Consider the following 20,943-nt stretch of genomic DNA (forward strand, 5'->3'; position numbering starts at 1 on the left):
TCAGGCCGGGTCGCAGAGCAGGATCGGGATCTCGCGGTCGGTGTAGGACCGGTAGTTGACGAAGTCGGGGTACATGGCGTCGAGCTTCGGCCAGTACTCGGCGCGTTCCTCGGGTGTCGCATCACGTGCGACGAGGTCCAGCGTCTCGTTCTTGATCTGGAACGTCACGCGGGGATTCGCCTGGATATTGAGGTACCACATCGGGTTCGTCGCGCGCCCACCCTGCGAGGCGACCAGTACGACCCGGTTCCCCTCGCGCAGGAACAACAGCGGGCTCTCCCGCGGCTGGCCAGACTTGCGGCCGATCGTGGTCAGGATGCCGACCGGCGGGGGAGCGCTGAATCGGTTCGACCCACCGCGCCACTTGTAGCCGAGGCGGCCTCCGGTCGCCTTGTACGCCAGCGTGTTCAGCTTCGACATCCATTTGATCGCGACGCCGGCCTGCTTGGAGTTGAGGTTCTTGAGCTGCTTGTCCGACAGTGGGCGGGAGGGCTGAGACACGGGGTGCACCTTATCGCGTCAGGAAGGGCCGGATCGAAGCGTTGATGTGGTGAATCTGCGCGCGGCCCGACGGGTCGTCGGCAGGGATCACGAACGTCTCGTCGATGCGGGCGCCGACACTGCGGCCGCCCAGTTTCGGTGTGGTCGAGAGCTCGAACTGCGCGCGCACGGTGTCGCCGTCGATGGTGAACTCCGGGGTGGAGACCTTTTCAATCACGCGGTACTGCAGACCGCGATTGAGGCTGCGCCGCAGATGATTACCCGAGAAGCCGGTCTTGAGGCCGACCTCGACCCGGGTGCAACCGGGCGCGAACGGCACGTCGTCGGCCTTGTGGCTGGCCAGGGCGCTGATGTATGCCTGCGCCGCGGCGATCCGCTCGGAGTCCGGGACGGCCATCAGATGCGCTCGATGATGGTCCCGGTCGACAGCGCGCCGCCGGCGCACATCGTGATCAGCGCCGTCGTCTTGTCGGTGCGCTCCAACTCATGCAGCGCGGTGGTGATGAGCCGACTGCCGGTGCTGCCCACCGGGTGGCCCAGCGCGATCGCCCCACCACTGACGTTGACGGTGTCCATATCGGGCTCGTGGACCCGGGCCCAGGACAGCACGACGGACGCGAACGCCTCGTTGATCTCCGTGATGTCGATGTCGCCCATCTTCATTCCGGCCTTCTCGAGCACCTTTGCAGTCGACTGCACCGGCCCGTCGAGGTGGTAATACGGTTCGGCGCCCACGAGCGCCTGGCTGACGATGCGTGCCCGGGGTCGCAGACCGTGGGCCTTGGCGACGTCTTCGTCCATCCAGAGCACTGCCGCCGCCCCGTCAGAGATCTGCGACGAGGTGCCCGCGGTGTGAATACCGCCCTCCATCACAGGGTTCAGCGATGCCAATGCCTCCAGCGTGGTGTCCCGCAGACCCTGGTCGCGGGTGACCGGAGCCCTCTCGGAGGTGGGCTGCTTGTTCTCGTCGAGCACCGGCGCCTCGATCGGGCTGATCTCGCGGTCGAACCGTCCTTCGGCCCACGCTTGCTTGGCCTTGCGCTGCGAGTCGAACCCGAAGCGGTCGATGTCCTCGCGGGTGATGCCGCGGCGCTTGGCGATTCGTTCGGCGGCCTCGAACTGGTTGGGCATGTCGATGTCCCAGGACTGCGCGCGGATCTTCGATCGGTCGGGCCCGGCATTGGCGCCCAGACCGACCCGGCTCATCGCCTCGACTCCGCAGGCGATCCCCATGTCGATCGCCCCGGCGGCGATCAGCCCGGCGATGAGATGGTTGGCCTGCTGGCCGCTGCCGCACTGGCAGTCCACCGTGGTGGCCCCGACGTGGTCGGGCAGCCCGGCGGTCAACCAGGCCACCCGGGTGATGTTGTTGGACTGTTCGCCGTACTGGGTGACGCAGCCGCCGATCACCTGTTCGACGTCGCCTGCGTCGATGCCCGCCTTGTCGACCAGCGCCTTCTGCACGGCGCCCAGCAGCTCGGTGGCATGCAGACCGGACAGCCAGCCGTTGCGTTTGCCGATGGGGCTCCGGGTGGCTTCGACGAGGACAGGGTTACCCATGGCGTCAGGCTAGAACACGTTTCATTACTCTGACAAGCGGCGATGCCGCTGTGCCTTTTATCTGCGGTAGAGGCATGTTTTACTGGCACTAGAACACGTTGCAATTGAGGAGCGCTTTCCTATGCCAGGCCCGAATACCTGTCCGATCAGCCCCCACTTCGATTTCCTCGACGCGAGCCTGAATCTCGAGCGTCTGCCGGTCGAAGAGTTGGCGGAGCTCCGCAAGTCCGAGCCCGTGCACTGGGTCGACATCCCCGGCGGTGCCGGCGGCTTCGGTGACAAGGGCTACTGGCTCGTGACCAAGCACGCCGATGTCAAGGAGGTGTCGAAGCGCAACGACATCTTCGGCAGCTCCCCCGATGGTGCGATCCCGACGTGGCCCGCGGACATGACCCGCGATGCGATCGACCTCCAGAAGGCTGTCCTGCTCAACATGGATGCGCCGCAACACACGCGGTTGCGCAAGATCATCTCCCGCGGTTTCACTCCGCGGGCCATCGGGCGTCTCGAGGACGAACTGCGGGCCCGGGCGCACAAGATCGCCGAGAGCGCCCGGGCCGAGGGCGCCGGTGACTTCGTCGAGCAGGTGTCCTGCGAACTGCCGCTGCAGGCGATCGCCGAGTTGCTCGGCGTCCCGCAGGACGACCGCGACAAGATCTTCCGCTGGTCCAACGAGATGACGGCGGGGGAGGACCCGGAGTACGCCGACGTCGACCCCGCGATGTCGTCGTTCGAGCTGATCACGTACGCGATGAAGATGGCCGAGGAGCGGGCCAAGAACCCGACCGAGGACATCGTGACCAAGCTGATCCAGGCCGACTTCGACGGGGAGAAGCTCTCTGACGACGAGTTCGGTTTCTTCGTGGTGATGCTGGCGGTCGCCGGTAACGAGACCACCCGTAATTCGATCACGCACGGCATGATCGCGTTCTCGCAGAACCCCGATCAGTGGGAGCTCTACAAGAAGGAGCGTCCGGAGAGCGCCGCCGACGAGATCGTGCGCTGGGCGACGCCGGTGTCGGCGTTCCAGCGCACCGCGCTGGAGGACACCGAGCTCGGCGGGGTCTCCATCAAGAAGGGTGAGCGCGTGGTGATGTCCTACCGCTCAGCCAACTTCGACGAGGACGTCTTCCCCGAGGCGCACAAGTTCGACATCATGCGCACCCCCAATCCGCATGTCGGTTTCGGCGGCACGGGTGCCCACTACTGCATCGGTGCCAACCTGGCGAAGATGACGATCAATCTGATCTTCAACGCCGTCGCCGACCACATGCCGGACCTGCAGCCGATCGGGGAACCGGAGCGGTTGAAGTCGGGCTGGCTCAACGGCATCAAGCACTGGCAGGTGGACTACACCGGCCAGGGTTGTCCGGTCAAGCACTGACGCGTCGAAGACTCGAGGAGGAGTCGGGTGGATTTCACTCCAGATGAGGGTCAGCAGGCGGTCGCCGACGTGGTGACGTCCGTGCTCGACCGAGACAACACCTGGGAGGCACTGGTTTCCGGCGGCGTACTCGCGCTGGCGGCTCCCGAGCGCCTGGGGGGTGACGGTCTCGGCATCGCCGAGATCGCCACCGCGCTGACCGAGATCGGTAGGCACGGCACCGTCAGTCCGGCGCCGGTGGTCTTGGCCTCGGCCGCAGTGCTTCTCAGCCTCGCGTCCGAGGAGCAACAGGACCGCTATCTCTCCGGGCTGGCCAAGGGGTCGGTGCTCACCGTCGCGCTGAACGAACCCGGTTCGTCTCAGCCAGACCGGCCGGCCACCACTCTGGCGGGCGGTGTGCTCAACGGCACCAAGCTCGCCGTCGGATACGCCGCCGATGCCGAATGGCTTGTCGTCACCGCAGATTCGGGTGTGGCGGTGGTGCGCGGGGACGCCGACGGGATCTCGATGACGAAGACACCGTCGGCCACCGGTGCCGACGAGTTCGTGGTGACCTTCCGCGACGTCGCGGTCGCCGACGACGACGTGCTGGCAGACGCGGCCCCACATCAGGTGAACGAAGTCGTCCTGGCCACCTCGGGCGCCTTCGCGGCGGGACTGGTGGCCGGAGCGTTGCGGTTGACCGCGGACTATGTCGCCACCCGCGAGCAGTTCGGCCGGCCTCTGTCGACGTTCCAGACCGTGGCCGCGCAGTTGTCGGAGGTGTACATCGCCTCCCGCACGATCTCGCTGGTGTCGACGTCTGCGGCGTGGCTGCTGTCTCAGGGCCTCGACGCCGATGATGACCTGGCGATCTTCGGATACTGGCTGACCTCGCAGGCGCCGCCTGCCATGCGACTGTGCCACCATCTGCACGGCGGTATGGGTATGGACATCACCTACCCGATGGATCGCTATTTCTCCTCGATCAAGGACCTGACCCGGATACTGGGTGGTCCGACGCACCGTCTCGATCTGGTGGGAGCGTAAATGTACATCGAACTGAACCCTGAGCAGCGGGCTCTGCAAGCCGAACTGCGCCAGTACTTCTCGACGCTCATCACACCCGATGAAGCCGAGGCGATGCAGTCGAATCGGCACAACGAGGCCTACCGCGCCGTCATCAAGCGGATGGGTACGGACGGCAAGCTCGGCATGGGCTGGCCCAAGGAGTACGGCGGTCTCGGCCTCGGCCCCATCGAGCAGCAGATTTTCGTCAACGAGGCCAATCGCGCCGACGTCCCGCTGCCGCTGGTGACCTTGCAGACCGTCGGACCGACGCTGCAGGTGTACGGCACCGAGGAACAGAAGAAGAAGTTCCTGCCCGGAATCCTCTCCGGTGACATCCATTTCGCGATCGGCTACTCCGAACCGGACGCTGGTACCGATCTCGCGTCGCTGCGCACCTCTGCGGTCCGCCACGGTGACGAATACATCGTGAACGGGCAGAAGATGTGGACCACCGGCGCACACGATGCCGACTACATCTGGCTCGCGTGCCGCACCGATCCGGAAGCCGCCAAGCACAAGGGCATTTCGATCCTGATCGTCGACACCAAGGATCCCGGTTTCTCCTGGACGCCGATCATCCTGTCCGACGGGGCGCACCACACCAACGCGTCGTACTACAACGACGTCCGGGTGCCCGCCGACATGCTCGTCGGTGAGGAGAACGGCGGCTGGAAGCTCATCACCACCCAGCTCAACCACGAGCGCGTCGGCCTCGGCCCGGCCGGGCGCATCGCCGGCATCTACGACCGGGTGCACGCCTGGGCCTCGAAGCCCGGTTCGGACGGCGTCACGCCGGTCGACCAGCCGGACGTCCGCCGGCTGCTCGGGCAGATCAAAGCCATCTGGCGCGTGAACGAGCTGCTGAACTGGCAGGTCGCCTCGTCCGGAGAGACCATCGCCGTCGCCGACGCAGCAGCCACGAAAGTGTTCTCCACCGAACGGGTTCAGGATGTGGGCCGGCTGGCCGAGGAGATCGTCGGTGCCTACGGCAACCCGGCCGATCCGGAGACCGGTGAGCTGCTCGACTGGCTGGACAAGATGACCAAGCGCAACCTGGTCATTACATTCGGAGGCGGTGTCAACGAGGTGATGCGCGAGCAGATCGCGGCGTCGGGACTCAAGGTCCCGAGGGTCTCACGGTGAGCGATCTTCGCGCCGCGATCGACGAGATCACGGCTACCGGTAAGAGCGAAGCGCGCCGTGGCCCGGATCCGGTGAATCTCCCGATGATCCACCACTGGGTGGACGCGATCGGCGACAAGAACCCGGTCTACGTCAACGAGGAGGCGGCCGTCGCTGCCGGCCACCCCGGCATCGTCGCGCCGCCGGCCATGATCCAGGTGTGGACGATGGGCGGGCTCGGCGAGGGGCGCTCTGACGACGACCCGCTGTCGAAGATGATGGCGCTGTTCGACGAAGCCGGCTTCGTCGGCGTGGTCGCCACCAACTGCGAACAGACCTATCACCGGTATCTGCGACCGGGCGAGGAAGTCGAGATCCACGCCGAGATCACCGATGTCGTCGGACCGAAGCAGACCGCGCTGGGCGAGGGTTACTTCATCAACCAGCTCATCACCTGGACTGTCGGCGACGGTGAGACGGTGGCCGAGATGAATTGGCGCATCATGAAGTTCGCGCCCCGAGCGGCGGACGGTCCGGCCGTGCCCGAGGATCTGGATCCGGACAAGCTGATGCGCCCAGCATCGTCGCGGGACACCAAGTTCTTCTGGGACGGCGTCAACGCCCACGAGTTGCGCATCCAGCGGCGGCCCGACGGGAGCCTGCAGCATCCACCGGTGCCTGCGGTGTGGGCCGACAAGGACGAGCCCGTCGACTACGTCGTGGCCAGTGGTGAGGGCACGGTGTACAGCTTCGTCGTCCACCACGCCCCCAAGGTGCCGGGTCGGACGCTGCCGTTCGTCATCGCGCTCGTCGAATTGGAGGAGGGGGTGCGCATGCTCGGGGAACTCCGCGGTGTCGATCCCGCCGACGTGAAGATCGGAATGTCAGTTCGGGCAACGTATCTCGATTTCCCAGACAGCGACATCAGCCCCGCCTGGACCCTGTACGCATGGGAGCCGCGATCATGAGTGCACCGACCGTGCCGTCCTTCGAGGTGGGCACCGCCTTGCCGGAGCTGACGCTTTACGCCGACCCGACCTTCATCGTGTCGACCGCCATCGCCACGCGCGACTACCAGGATGTTCACCACGACCGGGACAAGGCCCAGGCCAAGGGCTCCAAGGACATCTTCGTCAACATCCTCACCGACACCGGGCTGGTGCAGCGCTACCTCACCGACTGGGCCGGCCCCACCGCGATGATCCGGTCGATCTCGCTACGTCTCGGCGTGCCGTGGTACGCCTACGACACGGTCACGTTCCGCGGTGAGGTGACCGCCGTCGACGGTGACCTCGTCACGGCCAAGGTCACCGGGAGCAACAGCCTGGGAGATCATGTGATCGCAACAGCCATCATGACTTTCGGTGGTGCACGATGAGCGGCGGTCTGTCGGGGCGAGCGGCGATCGCGGGGATCGGCGCCACCGACTTCTCCAAGAACTCCGGGCGCAGTGAGCTGCGGCTGGCGGCCGAGGCGGTGCTCGACGCACTCGATGACGCGGGGTTGGCGCCGTCGGATGTCGACGGCCTGGTGACGTTCACGATGGACTCGAACCTGGAGACCGCCGTGGCGCGGGCCACCGGGATCGGCGACCTGAGTTTCTTCAGCCAGATCGGATACGGCGGAGGGGCCGCGGCTGCGACGGTGCAGCAGGCGGCGCTGGCTGTTGCCACCGGTGTGGCAGAGGTCGTGGTCGCTTACCGCGCCTTCAACGAGCGCTCTGAGTTCCGCTTCGGCCAGGTGATGACGGGCCTGACCGTCAACGCCGATTCCCGCGGCGTCGAGTACAGCTGGTCCTATCCGCACGGTCTGAGCACTCCCGCTGCCTCAGTGGCGATGATCGCGCAGCGCTACATGCACGAATATGGCGCCACCAGTAGGGATTTCGGTGCCATCTCAGTGGCCGATCGTAAGCACGCCGCCAACAACCCCAAGGCGCACTTCTACGGCAAGCCGATCACGATCGAAGACCATCAGAACTCCCGGTGGATCGCAGAACCGTTGCGCCTGTTGGACTGCTGCCAGGAGACCGACGGCGGCGTGGCGATCGTGGTCACCACGCCGGAACGGGCGAAGGACCTCAAGCATCGGCCTGCCGTCATCGAGGCCGCCGCCCAGGGCGCCGGCGCCGATCAGTTCACGATGTACTCCTACTATCGCGACGAGCTCGGCCTGCCCGAGATGGGGCTGGTCGGCAAGCAACTGTGGGGGCAGAGTGGTCTCGCTCCAGACGATATCCAGACGGCCATCCTGTACGACCACTTCACCCCGTACACGCTGGTCCAGCTGGAGGAACTCGGTTTCTGCGGCAAGGGTGAGGCGAAGGACTTCATCGCCGACGGTGCGATCGAGATCGGCGGCAGATTGCCGATCAACACCCACGGCGGACAGCTGGGGGAGGCCTACATCCATGGCATGAACGGGATCGCCGAGGGGGTACGTCAGCTTCGCGGCACGTCGGTCAACCAGGTTCCCGACGTCGAGCACGTGCTGGTGACCGCGGGTACCGGCGTGCCGACCTCAGGCCTGATCCTCGGCTGAGGTCAGCGCGCAGCAAATTCTAACGCCACCGACGTGTGTAACGATGGGATTTCCGGCGTCGCTGCGGCATCGGATGGTTGCGACATTTTTGACAGAAATCTTTCCAGTCACGCACGTCGCTGGCCAAGAGCCGTTCCCGGCGGCGAGCCCGTCATCAGGCAAAACGGCGAGAGTTTGCTCCGCAGACAGCACGGTGGGTATTTTCCCGCGCAACCATCAGAGACGCACTCGCAAATTCGCACTTGACTGCAAATCTAGCAAACTTACATAATAGATGGTGTCAGTGCGTGACATGAGCGTCGGGGATTGCATGGTCCGTCGGCATCTGGACAACGGGGGGCAGGTATGGGGTCGGCGGTGGATATCGGCGATGTGGTGTCGACTCGGCGGGGACCGGCGGTGACCCGCGCGGTCCGAAAACGCTAGGCGGGTCGATGACTCAGGCCTGGGACGCGCTCGGCAGGGTACCGGCCGAGATCGCGGCACATCTCAGCGGCGAAGACGGACGTCATGGTGTCTCACCATTTCGCACCGCGACATTCCCGATGAGCTCGCCGATCACTGAGCACGAACGACGCCGGGTTCGTCTCGACGGACGCCACTTCGCCGACGGGGCGCATCTCGAGTTGCCGGTCGAGGACATCCTGATCGTCGATGACTCGCGCCTCCAGCGCGACAACCTCGCGACCATCCTTGCCGACGAAACGGCGGCGCGGCCCGCCATGGCATGGAGTGTCGATTCACTGAGCGCCGCCGTCTCCACACCGCCACGCATCGTGCTGCTCAATCTGTTGACACACCAGAGCATCTCGTTGCTGCATTGCGTACGGCAGATGTGCCCAACAGCCAAAGTCATTGTCATTGGGGTCGACGATGACGATGAGGCCGTTGTGATCGCGTGCGCTGAGGCCGGCGTCGCTGCTTATCATCTGCGGTCCGAGTCTCTGAGTGAGCTGCGCAATCTCATCGCCAAGGTCGCACACGGAGAGTATGTCTGCTCGCCACGGATATCGGCGATCCTGCTCAGGTACCTGTCAACCGTGGCATCCGAGCGGCGAACCGTTCCCGGTGATCCAGATCTGACCGCGCGCGAGATGCAGATCCTCCGAATGCTCGAACAAGGTCTGTCCAACAGGGACATCGCCGACGAGCTGTGCATCGCGGTGCACACGGTGAAGAACCACGTGCACAGCGTTCTCGGCAAGCTCGGTGTCCGTACGCGTGCTGAGGCGGCAGCCTTCTGTCGGTCACTCCGATGACCGTTTCAGATGTGGGATCTAGACAGGTCTCTAGATGAAAGATCGCTCCAAAGAGCCATGTACGCGTGCCCCCTCGATGTCGATAGTTGACGTGCGGGGAGTCCGTTAACTCGAGTTCGTTGGCGTCGCCGGCTCTTCCCCGGAGCTGCTAGGGGGAGGTGGCATGTCTGCCCGTCGGAACGACAAGCGTTGCTCGACAGCCGCATTACGTCCAGGGATGTGTCGCGGTGACAGCGGCGATCGGTCGGCGCGGTCACCAGCAGTGGCAGCGATGCCACCTCACGAACAGGTGCCGACCTCGGCGCCCGCCCAGTCGGCCATCCCCCGATCGGTCGACTCGCCGGGGTCGGCACCCTCTACGGGTGTGACTGCGCTGCGTTCGAGGCCGTCAGGGTCATCGGCCGATGATGCGGTAGTGCTCGCGCCGTCGACCCGTGTACTTCACATGTGGCTCGAGGAGTCATACAGCGCCGACATCGCATACGTAGGTGAGCTCGATTGCGCTCGGATTCAACAGAATCGCCGAGGAGTCGCTGGCCTGCATCTGCGATGGACATGACGGCCCCCGTGAGCAACGGTGACTCGCACGCAGGATTCCCGGGCAAGGTATTGATCGTTGACGATTGCGCGCTGTATCGCGAAGCGCTTGCTTCGGCGCTGATGTCGAATGGCATTGCGCGCGTCACCACCGCCTGGGACTTGCCCTCTCTGATGCATGCATTGGAATCCGCAGCCCCCCAGATGATTCTGCTCAACATGGCCACCGGCATGGGGCAGATGCTTCTGCGGGCAGTGTCACATGTGAACCCGGGCGTGCCCCTGGTCGCTGTCGCAACTCCCGAGGACGACGTGGAGGTGATCTCCGCGTGTGCCAAGGCAGGAGTGGCGGCCTACCACATGAAGATCGACTCGTTGGCCGACCTACTCGTGCTGATCCGGGTCGTCGCCCTGGGCAGGACCTGGTGTCCGCCACAAATCTCGGCAACGCTACTTCGACGGGTGTCCGCTGTCGCTGATTCGCGTCGAAGGACAACCAGGGATCCAGGACTCACTACACGCGAGATACAGGTCCTGCACATGCTGGAACTAGGCCGGTCGAACCAACAGATCGCTTTCGATCTGTCCATCGCGGTTCACACCGTGAAGAATCACGTGCACAGTCTGCTGACGAAGCTGGGGGTCAACACCCGCGCCGAGGCTGCTGCGGCATTCCACAAGCTGCGGGCGGACCACCGCGACTGACGGAGGTCTGGCTCCCGGTCTAGTCAAAGTTGGCTCCGATGACCCATGTACGGCGGTTCTGCCGACCCCGATAGTGATGGTGGCAGAGGAGTTAGCTCTGCATCGCGTCCTCAGTGAATTGGCGAACGAGTCACCATGTGCCTTCGACTTTCTCGCGGTCGCGGTGACAGTACAGGTTTCCGTGGGGGAGGACCTTTGAAGACACAACGGCGCTCGGACGTGACCGCGGGATGGCGCATCCATCTCGAGTCGGATCGCGGGATCCGACATGAATGAGCTCCCGCCCATCCGACCGCTGTTGTCGACCTGGCCGGGCGACGAGCTGGCGTCGTTCGACGGGGACCGTCGCAGAGCGGCCCATGATTGGGTTCCGGTCAATGGACGTCCATCGGACAGAGAAATGACACTGCAGCATTCGAACGTCGAGTTCCTCGATCGGATAGTGCGGACGGCCGACGGCGTCCAAGCTCGTCCCAACGTAGTGAGCGCACTCGGGTCACCTCATGACGTCCGGGTCCTGATCGTCGACGACTGCGCACTCCATCGCGAGTGTCTGGCCGGCGTTCTCGTCGCGCAGCCGGGCGTGGTGGCGGTCGGCGTGGCGTCCGATCTGAATTCGATGGTCGCGGAAGTGCAAGCGACACTCCCGCACGTCATTCTGTTGAACATGGCGACGCGCGATAGCGCGATGTTGCTGAGGCAGGCATCGACATCGAGCCCGAACGTGCGCGTAATTGTCGTCGGTGTGTCCGAGGAGGACGAATCGGGCATCGTCGCTTGCGCGGAGGCGGGTGCGGCGGGCTATCACCTGCGCGCAGAACCTCTCGACAACCTCCTTGTGTTGATACACCGAGTTGCTGCTGGCGAATCATTGTGTTCGCCAGCGGTATCGGGAATATTGCTCAGGCGGTTGTCAGCCCTGGCCTCACAGCGTCGGCATCCGACAACCAGGGAACTACCTCTGACTGCTCGGGAGATTCAGATCCTCAGGATGCTGGAGGCGGGACTTGCGAACCGTGACATCGCGGATCGGCTCTGTATAGCCGTCCATACTGTGAAGAATCACGTGCACAGCGTGCTGACCAAGCTCGGTGTCAGCAGTCGCGAAGAGGCTGCAGCGCTTGCGCGCAATATCGTTGCGGCCAGCAATGTCTCGCCGTACTAGATCCCGATTCAGTCCCGGATCCAGTCCGAAAATCGCTCTCATGGTCCATGTACGAACGGTATCGGGGTCGTCAATAGTGATGATGTGTTTGCGGGGGAATTCGAAAGTCGTTGCGACGCGGCGATGCAGATGGTGATTTGGCCGGCCCCGGGTGAGGCCATTGCGCTCCGGAACACAACACGTGGCGAAGTCAGTGACAGAAGTTCGGCTACCTCGATAGCGCTCGCGCAGAGGAACTTCGGATCTGTCTTCGATCACTGGGAGATCCATCGCGACGTGTCGACGCACGTTCGCCGGCTCAGGACGAGGAGATCGGTGATGCACGATATGGCCCGCAGTCTCGCCGATTCGGTGACAGTCAAATGAATCCACAGCTGCAACGAGCGATCGAGTCATCGGTCGAACGAAGCCTCGACATGTGGAAGGCGCTGTGTCACAGCGAGATGCCGACCGCACATGTCTCTGGGTGTGAAGCCGAGCACGTGGCAGACGTCATCGACGACTTCGTTGCCGCGGCGCGCGACTGGCCACACCGTCCAGCGCTGGTGCACAACGGGACATCCATCACCTACCGGGAGCTCGAAGATCGGGTTCGACTCGCGGCCCTACACGTTCACTCTGAGACGCCGCGGGTCACGAAAATGCCCGGACGCATCGGCGTGCTGGTATCACACGATCCCGCGGTGGCGCACCAGCTGTTGGGGGTGTTGCGGGCCCAAGCCACGTACTGCCCCATCGACGCCTCGCTACCGGCCGGGCGGGTGCAAGCGCTCACCACGGCCATGGGTGTCGACCGCCTGCTATCCGCACCGCAAGATCCCCGAGCAGACGTCGAGAACGGCCTCCCGGAGCTGCGCTGGCGTCCGAACGACGCCGCCTATGTTCTGTGCACCTCGGGCTCGACCGGCACGCCCAAACCCGTTGCGGTGTCGCGGTCTGCGCTGACCGTCACAGTGCGGGCACTGCGTTCGCTCTTCGCCCTCACTCCCGCGGACCGTGTGTTGCAGTTCGCCTCGCTCGGCTGGGACACCTGCCTGGAGGAGATCCTGCCCGCCCTGACTGCTGGGTCGGCACTGGTCTTCGACGACGCTGCTCACAGCGGTTCGTTCCCGGCCTTCGTGCGCATGCTCGCAGAGCAGGCGATCACCGTCGTGGATCTGCCCACGGCGTTCTGGCACGAACTCGTACTCTTCCTGCACGAGGAGCGGATCTCCTTCCCGGACAGCGTCCGGCTCGTGGTCATCGGCGGGGAGCGTGTCGATCCCACTCGTCTGGAGCAGTGGCGGGCTCTCGATCTCCACGACGTCTGCCTGCTCAACACCTACGGGTGCACTGAGACGACGATGATCACGCACGCCGCACAACTCAGCGGACCGGGAACTGGACCCCCGAACGGTGCGCACCAGGAGGCGCCGATCGGTCGGCCACTCCCTCACGTGCGCGACCATGTCACCCTTGACGGTGAGCTGCTGGTGTCCGGACCTGGCTTGGCCACCGGGTACCTCGACCTGCCCGAGTTGACTGCAACCTCGTTCACGGTCGCCGACCACGGGACGGGGCCGGCCCGCTGGTTCCACACCGGGGACCTCGTCCACCGAGCCGGCGGGACGCTGTATTCGCTTGGGCGAGTGGACGAACAGCTCAAAGTACTCGGTGTTCGGGTCCATCCAGCGGAGGTCGAGGCGCAGCTGAACGCCCATCCGGCGGTCACCGGCGCCGTCGTCGTCGGTGAGAGGCTCCTGGGACGAACGTCATTGACGGCGTACGTGGTCGCGAGCCGACCCACCACCACCGCCGAACTGAAGGCATTCCTGCGCGAGCGCCTACCCGGGCAGTTCGTGCCTACGCGCGTGAATTTCGTCGCGGCGCTGGCGTACACCGCCAACGGCAAGGTCGACCGTGCGGCAACACGCCAAGCCCACGTCAACGGAAACAACCAAGGAGCAAATCGGTGAGTCCCGAACATATCGTCGAGATCTTCCGGCGGGTCCTGAAAACCACCGAGGTGGACGAACACTCCGACTTCTTCGAGCTCGGGGGTGACTCGTTGCTGGCAACCAGGGTACTGAGCGCGATCGCTCGCGACTTCGGGATGGAACTCGTGTACGACGATCTCGTCGAGAACCCCACGGCTACTGATCTATTCGATCTCGTTGCGGTGGTGGCGCCATGATTGGGGCCAGCGCGCGTGTCGTCGTGGTCGGCGCCGGCCTCGCCGGCTTGATCGCGGCCCGCGACGTGGCCGCGTCAGGAGCCGAGGTCACCGTCCTGGAGGCCCGCGACCGGGTGGGTGGTCGCATGCGCGGTGTGCCGATGTCCTCGGGTGTCGTCGCCGACGGAGGCGCGGCCTACCTCGGACGACAGCACACCGAGCTGCTTCAGCTCGTCAACGATCACCGCCTCGACCTGGTGTCCACTGGCATGAGCGGTGAGAGCACCTTCCTGATCGACGATCAACGCACGACTACTGCGAGCAGGGTGCCGCCACTGGACGCCGTCGCGCTCGGTGACCTGTTCGACCGTCTCGAAGATCTGGTCGAGACAGTCCGGCCGAATGCGCCGTGGCTGACACCCGACGCCGAGCGCCTCGACTGGCTTTCTGCGCAACGGTGGCTCGAGGACGGGATCGCGCGTCCAGACGCACACACCTTCTTTCCACTTTTCCTCGGCGAGATGATGGCCGCCGATCCCGCGGCGATCTCCGTACTGCACATGGCTTTTTACCTTCGATCCGGCGGAGGGCTCCGATACCTCAACGCTTTCGAGGGTGGGGCGCAGCAGTGGCGGATCGACGGTGGTGCCCACCTTCTCGCAGAGGAGCTGGCGGAGCAACTCGGTGATCGGGTGCACATGGATCAACCTGTCGCGGCTATCGATCAGGACGATCACGGTGTGGTCGTGCGTTGCGTCACCGACACCGCCCACCGGCAGTCTGAGTTCCGGGCTGATCGCGTGATCGTCGCAGTACCGCCACTACTCGCTCAGCGCATCGACTTCCGTCCGGGTCTGGGCACACCCCGGGCTACCTCCGCCACGGGACGCGGCTGCGCGATCAAAGTTCACCTGGGCTACCGGTCGCCTATCTGGCGTGAGGGCGGGCTCTCCGGGTGGTCGATGAGCACCAGCGGGCCGCTGCTGTCGACGGTCGATGACTCGCCTTCCGATGAGTCCGCGGGTGTGCTGACGGGGTTTGTCACCGGAGCGGCAGCGTCTGCCTTCTCCGCGTTGTCGCCGGCCGGTCAGAAGGACGCGGTACTCGACCATGTCGCGCGACTCTTCCCGCAGCTTCCTCCACCGGACACCTGCTCGGTAACCGACTGGATCGCCGAAAAGTACAGCAAGGGCTGCTACGCCGCGTTGTTCGGGCCGGGCGACTGGCTTCGCCTGGGACCGACACTCACCGAGCCGCACGGACGGATCCATTGGGCAGGCACGGAGACCAGCCTGGAGTACTTCGGCTTGATGGAAGGCGCGATCAGGTCGGGTCGACGCGCCGCGGCCGAAGTGATCGATGCGGCAGATGCCACAACCGACTCATCGAAGGTGCTGGTCCGATGAGTACGGTCTTCGAGAGCGACGGGTCTGACTTCACCGCGGTCACCGAGCAGCCGTACATGTACGTGCGCAGGCTGCTGGTCGAGCCGGACTGGCGGCGATATCCAGGCTGGGCGAAGGTGTCCCCCTCCGATTGGCACGATCCGCAATGGCAGCGGGCGCACTCACTCAAGAACATCGGTCAACTTCGTGCCGTGATGGGCGATCTCCTCGATGAGGAGTTCTATGCCGACCTGGCTGCCGATCAGCAGCACCGAGCAACGATGTCGATGCTGTTGCCGCCGCAGATGCTCAACACCATGGCGCCGCAGTGGGATTCGGCACGTGACACGCTCACGAAGCTGTTCTATGCCGATCCGATTCGGCGCTACATGCTCCCTGTGCGCAGCGATCGTCACCCCGAATGGTGCTCGCACCCCTACGCCGAACGGGATTCGCTGCACGAGAGCGATATGTGGGTGGTGGAGGGCCTGACCCATCGGTACCCGACCAAGGTCCTTGCCGAATTGGTGTCGACGTGTCCGCAGTACTGCGGTCACTGCACACGGATGGATCTCATCGGCAACTCGACGCCGACTGTCACCAAGACGAGACTGACTCTCCAGCCGGCTGATCGGCAACGACAGATGCTCGATTATCTGCGCGCCACCCCGACGGTTCGCGACGTCGTGGTCTCCGGGGGTGACGTCGGCAATGTTCCCTGGCCGCGGTTGGAGTCGTTCATCTCGCAACTGCTGGAGATCGACACGATCCGCGACATCCGACTGGCCACCAAGGCGCTGGCTGCCTTGCCGCAGCACTGGCTGCAGACGAAGGTGCTCGACGGCGTCAACCGGGTGGCGCAACTCGCAGCCGGACGAGGTGTCAATCTGGCGTTGCACACGCACATCAACCATGTGCAATCGGTGACTCCACTCGTCGCCGCCGCGGCCCGCGCCCTACTCGACGCCGGGCTTCGAGATGTGCGAAACCAAGGTGTCCTGATGCGCGGCGTCAACGCCACAACTGAGGACCTTCTCGATCTGTGCTTTGCGCTGCAAGGTGAGGCGAACATCCTCCCTTACTACTTCTACATGTGCGACATGATCCCCAACGCCGAGCACTGGCGGACACCGCTGTGGCACGCACAGCAGCTGCAACTCTCGATCATGGGTTATCTACCCGGCTTCGCGACACCACGTGTGGTCTGCGATGTTCCCTTCGTCGGAAAACGCTGGGCACACCAGGTAGTTCGCTACGATCGCAACCTCGGAGTCTCCTACTGGAACAAGAACTACCGCACTGTTCTGGAGGGTGCGGACGACGACGCCCTGAACCGGTCGTACCCGTACTTCGATCCGATCGACACCCTGCCGGAACTCGGCAAAGCGTGGTGGCGCAAGAACGGCCACCGAACCTGCGAAACAACACTTCTCGCTGACGAGAGTGACTCTTCCGAGCCCGCCCCGATCGGCGGCACCGTATGTGAACCGTACGGTGCCGCCGTTGGGGTGAACAGGCAGCAAGCGTCGACTCTGCATCTGAACGTCCGCAGAGACGAGGAGGCGCTGGATATGCGAGACATGGCGACCACCCGAGGCGTCACAGAATGACTGCGCCGCCCCTCGTTCGCCGGTTCAGATCCACGATCCGTCTCCGGTCGGAGTCTGCCGACCGGGTGATGAAACAGGTCACTGAAGCCAAAGCGCGGGCGAGCCAATGGAAGAAGATGCGCCGACGGCACGTGATCGCGACGGACGCGGTTGCTGTGGTGGTGGCTGTGACGGTCGCTCAAGTCGCTCGGTTCGGTCTTCCGGAGTCGACCAGCCCCGGGACGGGTGATCACTGGCGATACGTGACCGCGTGCTCGATCATCCTGGCGGTCGTCTGGCTCGCCGCCCTGGGATTGCAGGAGTCATGGGATCTCTCGCTGACGGGAATCGGTTCGGAGGAGTATCGCCGGGTGGTCACCTCGACCGCGTGGGCTTTCGGCATCATCGCTGTCACGGATCTGCTCCTCCAGCTCGGATTGGTCCGCGGCTATCTGGCCATCGCACTACCGGTCGGTCTGGTGGGGCTACTTGCGGGAAGACACCTTCTGAGAAGGGATCTCGCCAGGAAGAGGTCGCGTGGTGCGTTCACGAGCCAGGTGGTCGTGCTGGGAAAGCCACGTTCGGTGATAGCACTGTGCAACACCTTCAATCGGTGCAGTCATGCCGGCTACCGTGTGGTCGGCGCCTGCTTGCCTGACTACCAGGGCAAGGTCGGTCTCGAGATCGACACCCGGACCGGGCCCGTGCCGGTGCTGGGTAATCAGCATTCCGTCGCGGAGGTGGTGAGCCTCACCAACGCGGATGCACTCGCCGTCACTTCTGCTGAGCACCTCGGCCACGAGCACATGCGAACCCTGACTTGGCAACTCGACTCGTTGGGAACTGACCTCATCGTCATGCCGGGCATGGTCGACATCGTCGGTCCCCGACTGAAGATCCGCCCGATTGACAACATGCCGCTCTTCCACGTGGCACGACCCCGCCACGACGGAGCGTTGCACTACCACAAGCGCTTCTTCGACCTGGTCGTGGGAACCATCGCGTTGGTCCTGCTCAGCCCCGTGATGTTGGTGGTTGCGGCGGCGATCAAGTGGCACGACGGCGGACCGGTGTTCTTCTGCCAAGATCGTGTCGGTTACAACGGAATTCAATTTCGTATCGTGAAGTTCAGAACGATGAAGCCGGAGTCCGAGGCTGAATTGGAGACGGAGCGGATCGTTTCTGGACAGTCGGATGGGATCTTCTTCAAGTCGGCCACGGACTCGCGCATCACACCGATCGGCCGGTGGCTCCGGAAGACCAGCATCGACGAGATCCCCCAGCTGTTCAACGTTCTCGCCGGTTCGATGAGCATCGTCGGTCCCCGACCGCTGGTTCCCGGCGAGGGGTCTTCTGTCGAGTACTTCATCGAGCGCAGGGGTCTCGTCAAACCAGGAATCACCGGTCTGTGGCAGGTGTCCGGGAGATCGGACGTATCCGCTGCCGAGCGCATTCGCTTGGACCACTTCTACGTCGACAATTGGTCCTACGTACAGGATTTGGTGATCGTCCTGCGGACGGTGCGGACAGTTCTCCAACGCCACGGAGCGTATTAGAGCCATGACACGGAACGGAACATTGATGAAGTCCTCGAGTGTGACGCACGCCGAGATGACCGACTCACATGCTGTCGGCGGAATGTCCGACTCGAGCGTGTCGGACTCTGTCGCACGATACGGTGCAGAATTCAGCGCGGACTCGTTGGCCGGCCTTCAGGTGTGCGTGGTCGCGTGCCATTTCCGCCCCGAATCGTCGGGTAGCGCACCCTACAACTCGTTGCTCGTCGACACCCTTGCCGATGCCGGCGCCGCTGTGAAGGTCGTCACCGGCGTTCCGCACTACCCCGAGTGGCGCGTGGTCGACCCCCAGTATCAGACCGGGCTGAGATGGCGTGAATCACCGGCCCGAGCGACGGGTGCCGGCTCGGTCGACATCGTGCGACTACGCCATGCGGTTCCGCGCAATCCCGGCCTCCTCGGGCGAATGCGCCTGGAACTGAGTTTCGCGGCGCTGAGCGCTCCTGCTGTCCTCGCGACACGTGCCGACATCGTGATCGCCGTGACGCCGTTGCTGGGCGCTGCGGTGGCCGGCATGGTGGGCCGGCGTCGACGTCCGTTCGGCGCCATCGTGCATGACCAGGTGGGCAAAGCCGCGGTTCAATCGGGAAGTACGGGTGGACGCGTCGCGAATCACATTGCAGCAGCTGAGTATTCCGTGCTGCGACGCGCCGACCGCGTCGGCGTCGTCACGGAGGGGTTCCGGCCGGCGCTGGTTGCGGGAGGAGTGGACGATCGACGGATCGTCGAGGTACCCCTGTTCTCTCATGTCACTCCTGCGAATCTCGCTCCAGCGGCGGCCAGACGCGCACTGGGCTGGCGCGACACCGGCCGTCTCACTGTTGTGCACACCGGGAACATGGGGATGAAACAAGGCCTGGATCATGCCTTGAAGGCTGCCCGAGTCGCTGCCGTGCGTTACCCGGGCGAATTCGAGTTCGTGTTCGTGGGGGACGGCAACACGAGGCAGGCGTTGGAACACCAGGCCCGCGGACTGGACGGGGTTCGGTTCGTCGATCCAGTCGCCGAGGCGATCTACCCACTCACCCTGGCTGCGGCAGACGTGCTACTCGTCCACGAACGCCCTGGGGTCAGGGAGATGTCGCTACCCAGCAAGCTCACCTCGTACACGACCGCATCGCGACCCATCCTTGCGGCGGTCGCCGAAAGCGGTATCACCGGATCGTTGTTGAGCTCACGCGACGCCGCATTGCTGGTGCCGAACGGCGATCCAGAAGCGCTCGTCAGCGGCCTGTGTGAAATCCGGTCCGACGATGCGCTGCGTGTCCGCCTCACCGAGAACGCAAGGCGGCTCGGGCAGGCGGAGTTCTCCGAACGTCGCGGCCGGCAGCACTTCGTGACGTTCGCCAAAGCGCTCGCCGACTCCTCGGGACGAAGGAAGGGACAAGAATGAAGAAGGCTGTCATCACCGGGATCACCGGCCAGGACGGGTCGTACCTCGCTGAGCTTCTCCTCGACAAGGGCTACGAGGTGCACGGCCTGATCCGTCGATCATCGACGTTCAACACCTCGCGCATCGACCATCTCTACGTGGATCCGCACGATCCGGATGCCCGGTTGCATCTGCACTACGGGGATCTCCGGGACGGAGCCCGTCTGGTGACGCTGCTGTCCCAGATCTCGCCCGACGAGGTGTACAACCTCGGCGCGCAATCGCATGTCCGGGTGAGCTTCGACGAGCCGGAACACACCGGCGACACGACAGGTATGGGGTCGATCCGGCTGTTGGAGGCGGTGCGGCTCTCAGGAGTGCAATGCCGGTTCTATCAGGCGTCGAGCTCGGAGATGTTCGGCGCGTCGCCGCCCCCTCAGAACGAAGAGACACTGTTCTATCCGCGGTCGCCCTACGGGGCCGCAAAGGTCTACTCCTACTGGGTCACCAAGAACTACCGCGAGGCCTACGGCATGTTCGCGGTGAACGGAATACTGTTCAACCACGAATCCCCGCGCCGCGGCGAAACGTTCGTGACCCGGAAGATCACCCGGGCGGTCGCGCGGATCAAAGCCGGGCTGCAGGACGACCTGTATCTGGGCAATCTCGACGCCGTCCGTGACTGGGGTTACGCACCCGAGTACGTGGACGGCATGTGGCGGATGTTGCAGGTCGACGAGCCGGATGACTACGTACTGGCGACAGGCCAGGGCCACACTGTCCGGGACTTCGTGAGCATCGCTTTCGAACGGGCGGGGCTCGATTGGCAGGACCACGTGAGGTTCGACTTGGGATATGTCCGTCCGACCGAGGTCGACGCGCTGATCGGTGATGCATCGAAGGCAGCGCGAGTGCTGGATTGGAAAGCCGAGGTACGAACTCCTGATCTTGCCGCGATCATGGTGGATGCCGATATCGAAGCTCTGCGCTGTGCGGGCACGCCATGGGTCGATACGCCCCAGTTGGCCGGCCGGGTATAGCGAA

The 20,943-nt window shown here is 64.3% G+C and carries 19 protein-coding genes; 16 read left to right on the forward strand and 3 right to left on the reverse strand.

Features of this window, described 5'->3' with window-relative positions; genetic code table 11:
• From DMB80_RS00810 to DMB80_RS00820, 3 genes are read right to left on the reverse strand one after another with little or no spacing between them, the layout of a single operon-like run.
• On the reverse strand, positions 1-501 hold the full coding sequence (locus DMB80_RS00810) for a nitroreductase family deazaflavin-dependent oxidoreductase (protein WP_111508320.1): 501 nt from the start codon (positions 499-501) through the stop codon (positions 1-3).
• A gap of 10 nt (positions 502-511) precedes the next feature.
• On the reverse strand, positions 512-898 hold the full coding sequence (locus DMB80_RS00815) for a DUF8021 domain-containing protein (RefSeq protein WP_073683861.1): 387 nt from the start codon (positions 896-898) through the stop codon (positions 512-514).
• Complete coding sequence (locus DMB80_RS00820) at positions 898-2,061, reverse strand: steroid 3-ketoacyl-CoA thiolase (protein WP_046365914.1); 1,164 nt, start codon at positions 2,059-2,061, stop codon at positions 898-900. The genes DMB80_RS00815 and DMB80_RS00820 overlap by 1 nt, the downstream gene beginning before the upstream one ends.
• Before the next feature lie 121 nt (positions 2,062-2,182).
• Here DMB80_RS00820 and DMB80_RS00825 point away from each other — a divergent pair, with 121 nt between their 5' ends.
• The 16 genes from DMB80_RS00825 to gmd all read left to right on the forward strand — a co-directional run bounded on the left by DMB80_RS00825 (position 2,183) and on the right by gmd (position 20,939).
• On the forward strand, positions 2,183-3,445 hold the full coding sequence (locus DMB80_RS00825) for a cytochrome P450 (RefSeq protein WP_111508133.1): 1,263 nt from the start codon (positions 2,183-2,185) through the stop codon (positions 3,443-3,445).
• A gap of 27 nt (positions 3,446-3,472) precedes the next feature.
• Positions 3,473-4,474, forward strand: coding sequence for an acyl-CoA dehydrogenase family protein (locus DMB80_RS00830; RefSeq protein ID WP_111508134.1), 1,002 nt, complete (start codon positions 3,473-3,475; stop codon positions 4,472-4,474).
• Entirely contained in the window at positions 4,475-5,638 is a 1,164-nt protein-coding gene (gene fadE29, locus DMB80_RS00835; RefSeq protein ID WP_111508135.1) for an acyl-CoA dehydrogenase FadE29, read from the forward strand.
• Positions 5,635-6,585, forward strand: a complete 951-nt coding sequence (locus tag DMB80_RS00840; RefSeq protein WP_111508136.1) for a bifunctional MaoC family dehydratase N-terminal/OB-fold nucleic acid binding domain-containing protein — start codon at positions 5,635-5,637, stop codon at positions 6,583-6,585. The genes fadE29 and DMB80_RS00840 overlap by 4 nt, the downstream gene beginning before the upstream one ends.
• On the forward strand, positions 6,582-6,995 hold the full coding sequence (locus tag DMB80_RS00845) for a MaoC family dehydratase (RefSeq protein ID WP_111508321.1): 414 nt from the start codon (positions 6,582-6,584) through the stop codon (positions 6,993-6,995). Before DMB80_RS00840 ends, DMB80_RS00845 begins: the two co-directional genes overlap by 4 nt.
• Positions 6,992-8,158 carry a lipid-transfer protein gene (locus DMB80_RS00850; protein ID WP_111508137.1) on the forward strand — a complete coding sequence of 389 codons (1,167 nt, stop codon included), beginning with the start codon at positions 6,992-6,994 and terminating at the stop codon, positions 8,156-8,158. The genes DMB80_RS00845 and DMB80_RS00850 overlap by 4 nt, the downstream gene beginning before the upstream one ends.
• A 545-nt stretch (positions 8,159-8,703) precedes the next feature.
• Positions 8,704-9,417, forward strand: a complete 714-nt coding sequence (locus tag DMB80_RS00855) for a LuxR C-terminal-related transcriptional regulator (RefSeq protein ID WP_240430945.1) — start codon at positions 8,704-8,706, stop codon at positions 9,415-9,417.
• A gap of 567 nt (positions 9,418-9,984) precedes the next feature.
• Positions 9,985-10,659 (forward strand): LuxR C-terminal-related transcriptional regulator, encoded by a 675-nt coding sequence (locus tag DMB80_RS00860; RefSeq protein WP_162938353.1) that lies wholly within the window; start codon positions 9,985-9,987, stop codon positions 10,657-10,659.
• A gap of 268 nt (positions 10,660-10,927) precedes the next feature.
• Positions 10,928-11,824, forward strand: a complete 897-nt coding sequence (locus tag DMB80_RS00865; RefSeq protein WP_111508140.1) for a LuxR C-terminal-related transcriptional regulator — start codon at positions 10,928-10,930, stop codon at positions 11,822-11,824.
• Positions 11,825-12,306: 482 nt separating this feature from the next.
• On the forward strand, positions 12,307-13,779 hold the full coding sequence (locus DMB80_RS00875; protein WP_240430946.1) for an AMP-binding protein: 1,473 nt from the start codon (positions 12,307-12,309) through the stop codon (positions 13,777-13,779).
• Positions 13,776-13,997 carry an acyl carrier protein gene (locus tag DMB80_RS00880; protein ID WP_111508142.1) on the forward strand — a complete coding sequence of 74 codons (222 nt, stop codon included), beginning with the start codon at positions 13,776-13,778 and terminating at the stop codon, positions 13,995-13,997. The genes DMB80_RS00875 and DMB80_RS00880 overlap by 4 nt, the downstream gene beginning before the upstream one ends.
• Positions 13,994-15,382, forward strand: coding sequence for a flavin monoamine oxidase family protein (locus tag DMB80_RS00885; protein ID WP_111508143.1), 1,389 nt, complete (start codon positions 13,994-13,996; stop codon positions 15,380-15,382). The genes DMB80_RS00880 and DMB80_RS00885 overlap by 4 nt, the downstream gene beginning before the upstream one ends.
• Entirely contained in the window at positions 15,379-16,971 is a 1,593-nt protein-coding gene (locus DMB80_RS00890; RefSeq protein ID WP_240430947.1) for a KamA family radical SAM protein, read from the forward strand. The genes DMB80_RS00885 and DMB80_RS00890 overlap by 4 nt, the downstream gene beginning before the upstream one ends.
• A 68-nt stretch (positions 16,972-17,039) precedes the next feature.
• A complete protein-coding gene (locus tag DMB80_RS00895) occupies positions 17,040-18,506 on the forward strand; it encodes a sugar transferase (protein WP_162938354.1) in 1,467 nt (488 codons plus the stop codon).
• A gap of 25 nt (positions 18,507-18,531) precedes the next feature.
• Entirely contained in the window at positions 18,532-19,920 is a 1,389-nt protein-coding gene (locus tag DMB80_RS00900; protein WP_162938355.1) for a glycosyltransferase family 4 protein, read from the forward strand.
• The gene (gmd, locus tag DMB80_RS00905) at positions 19,917-20,939 is read left to right on the forward strand and encodes a GDP-mannose 4,6-dehydratase (RefSeq protein ID WP_048421829.1); all 1,023 of its coding nucleotides are present in this window, start codon (positions 19,917-19,919) and stop codon (positions 20,937-20,939) included. Before DMB80_RS00900 ends, gmd begins: the two co-directional genes overlap by 4 nt.
• The last annotated feature ends 4 nt before the right edge of the window (positions 20,940-20,943 follow it).

It is taken from the genome of Mycobacterium kyogaense, from assembly GCF_003254575.1.
GTDB lineage: Bacteria > Actinomycetota > Actinomycetes > Mycobacteriales > Mycobacteriaceae > Mycobacterium > Mycobacterium kyogaense.

What these genes read in the sequence shown, in the direction of transcription:
- DMB80_RS00815 (WP_073683861.1), bottom strand. Translation starts at nt 898, where the DNA reads ATGGCCGTCCCGGACTCCGAGCGGATCGCCGCGGCGCAGGCATACATC.
- DMB80_RS00820 (WP_046365914.1), bottom strand. Translation starts at nt 2,061, where the DNA reads ATGGGTAACCCTGTCCTCGTCGAAGCCACCCGGAGCCCCATCGGCAAA.
- DMB80_RS00825 (WP_111508133.1), top strand. Translation starts at nt 2,183, where the DNA reads ATGCCAGGCCCGAATACCTGTCCGATCAGCCCCCACTTCGATTTCCTC.
- fadE29 (WP_111508135.1), top strand. Translation starts at nt 4,475, where the DNA reads ATGTACATCGAACTGAACCCTGAGCAGCGGGCTCTGCAAGCCGAACTG.
- DMB80_RS00845 (WP_111508321.1), top strand. Translation starts at nt 6,582, where the DNA reads ATGAGTGCACCGACCGTGCCGTCCTTCGAGGTGGGCACCGCCTTGCCG.
- DMB80_RS00850 (WP_111508137.1), top strand. Translation starts at nt 6,992, where the DNA reads ATGAGCGGCGGTCTGTCGGGGCGAGCGGCGATCGCGGGGATCGGCGCC.
- DMB80_RS00855 (WP_240430945.1), top strand. Translation starts at nt 8,704, where the DNA reads ATGAGCTCGCCGATCACTGAGCACGAACGACGCCGGGTTCGTCTCGAC.
- DMB80_RS00865 (WP_111508140.1), top strand. Translation starts at nt 10,928, where the DNA reads ATGAATGAGCTCCCGCCCATCCGACCGCTGTTGTCGACCTGGCCGGGC.
- DMB80_RS00885 (WP_111508143.1), top strand. Translation starts at nt 13,994, where the DNA reads ATGATTGGGGCCAGCGCGCGTGTCGTCGTGGTCGGCGCCGGCCTCGCC.
- DMB80_RS00890 (WP_240430947.1), top strand. Translation starts at nt 15,379, where the DNA reads ATGAGTACGGTCTTCGAGAGCGACGGGTCTGACTTCACCGCGGTCACC.
- DMB80_RS00895 (WP_162938354.1), top strand. Translation starts at nt 17,040, where the DNA reads ATGAAACAGGTCACTGAAGCCAAAGCGCGGGCGAGCCAATGGAAGAAG.
- DMB80_RS00900 (WP_162938355.1), top strand. Translation starts at nt 18,532, where the DNA reads ATGAAGTCCTCGAGTGTGACGCACGCCGAGATGACCGACTCACATGCT.
- gmd (WP_048421829.1), top strand. Translation starts at nt 19,917, where the DNA reads ATGAAGAAGGCTGTCATCACCGGGATCACCGGCCAGGACGGGTCGTAC.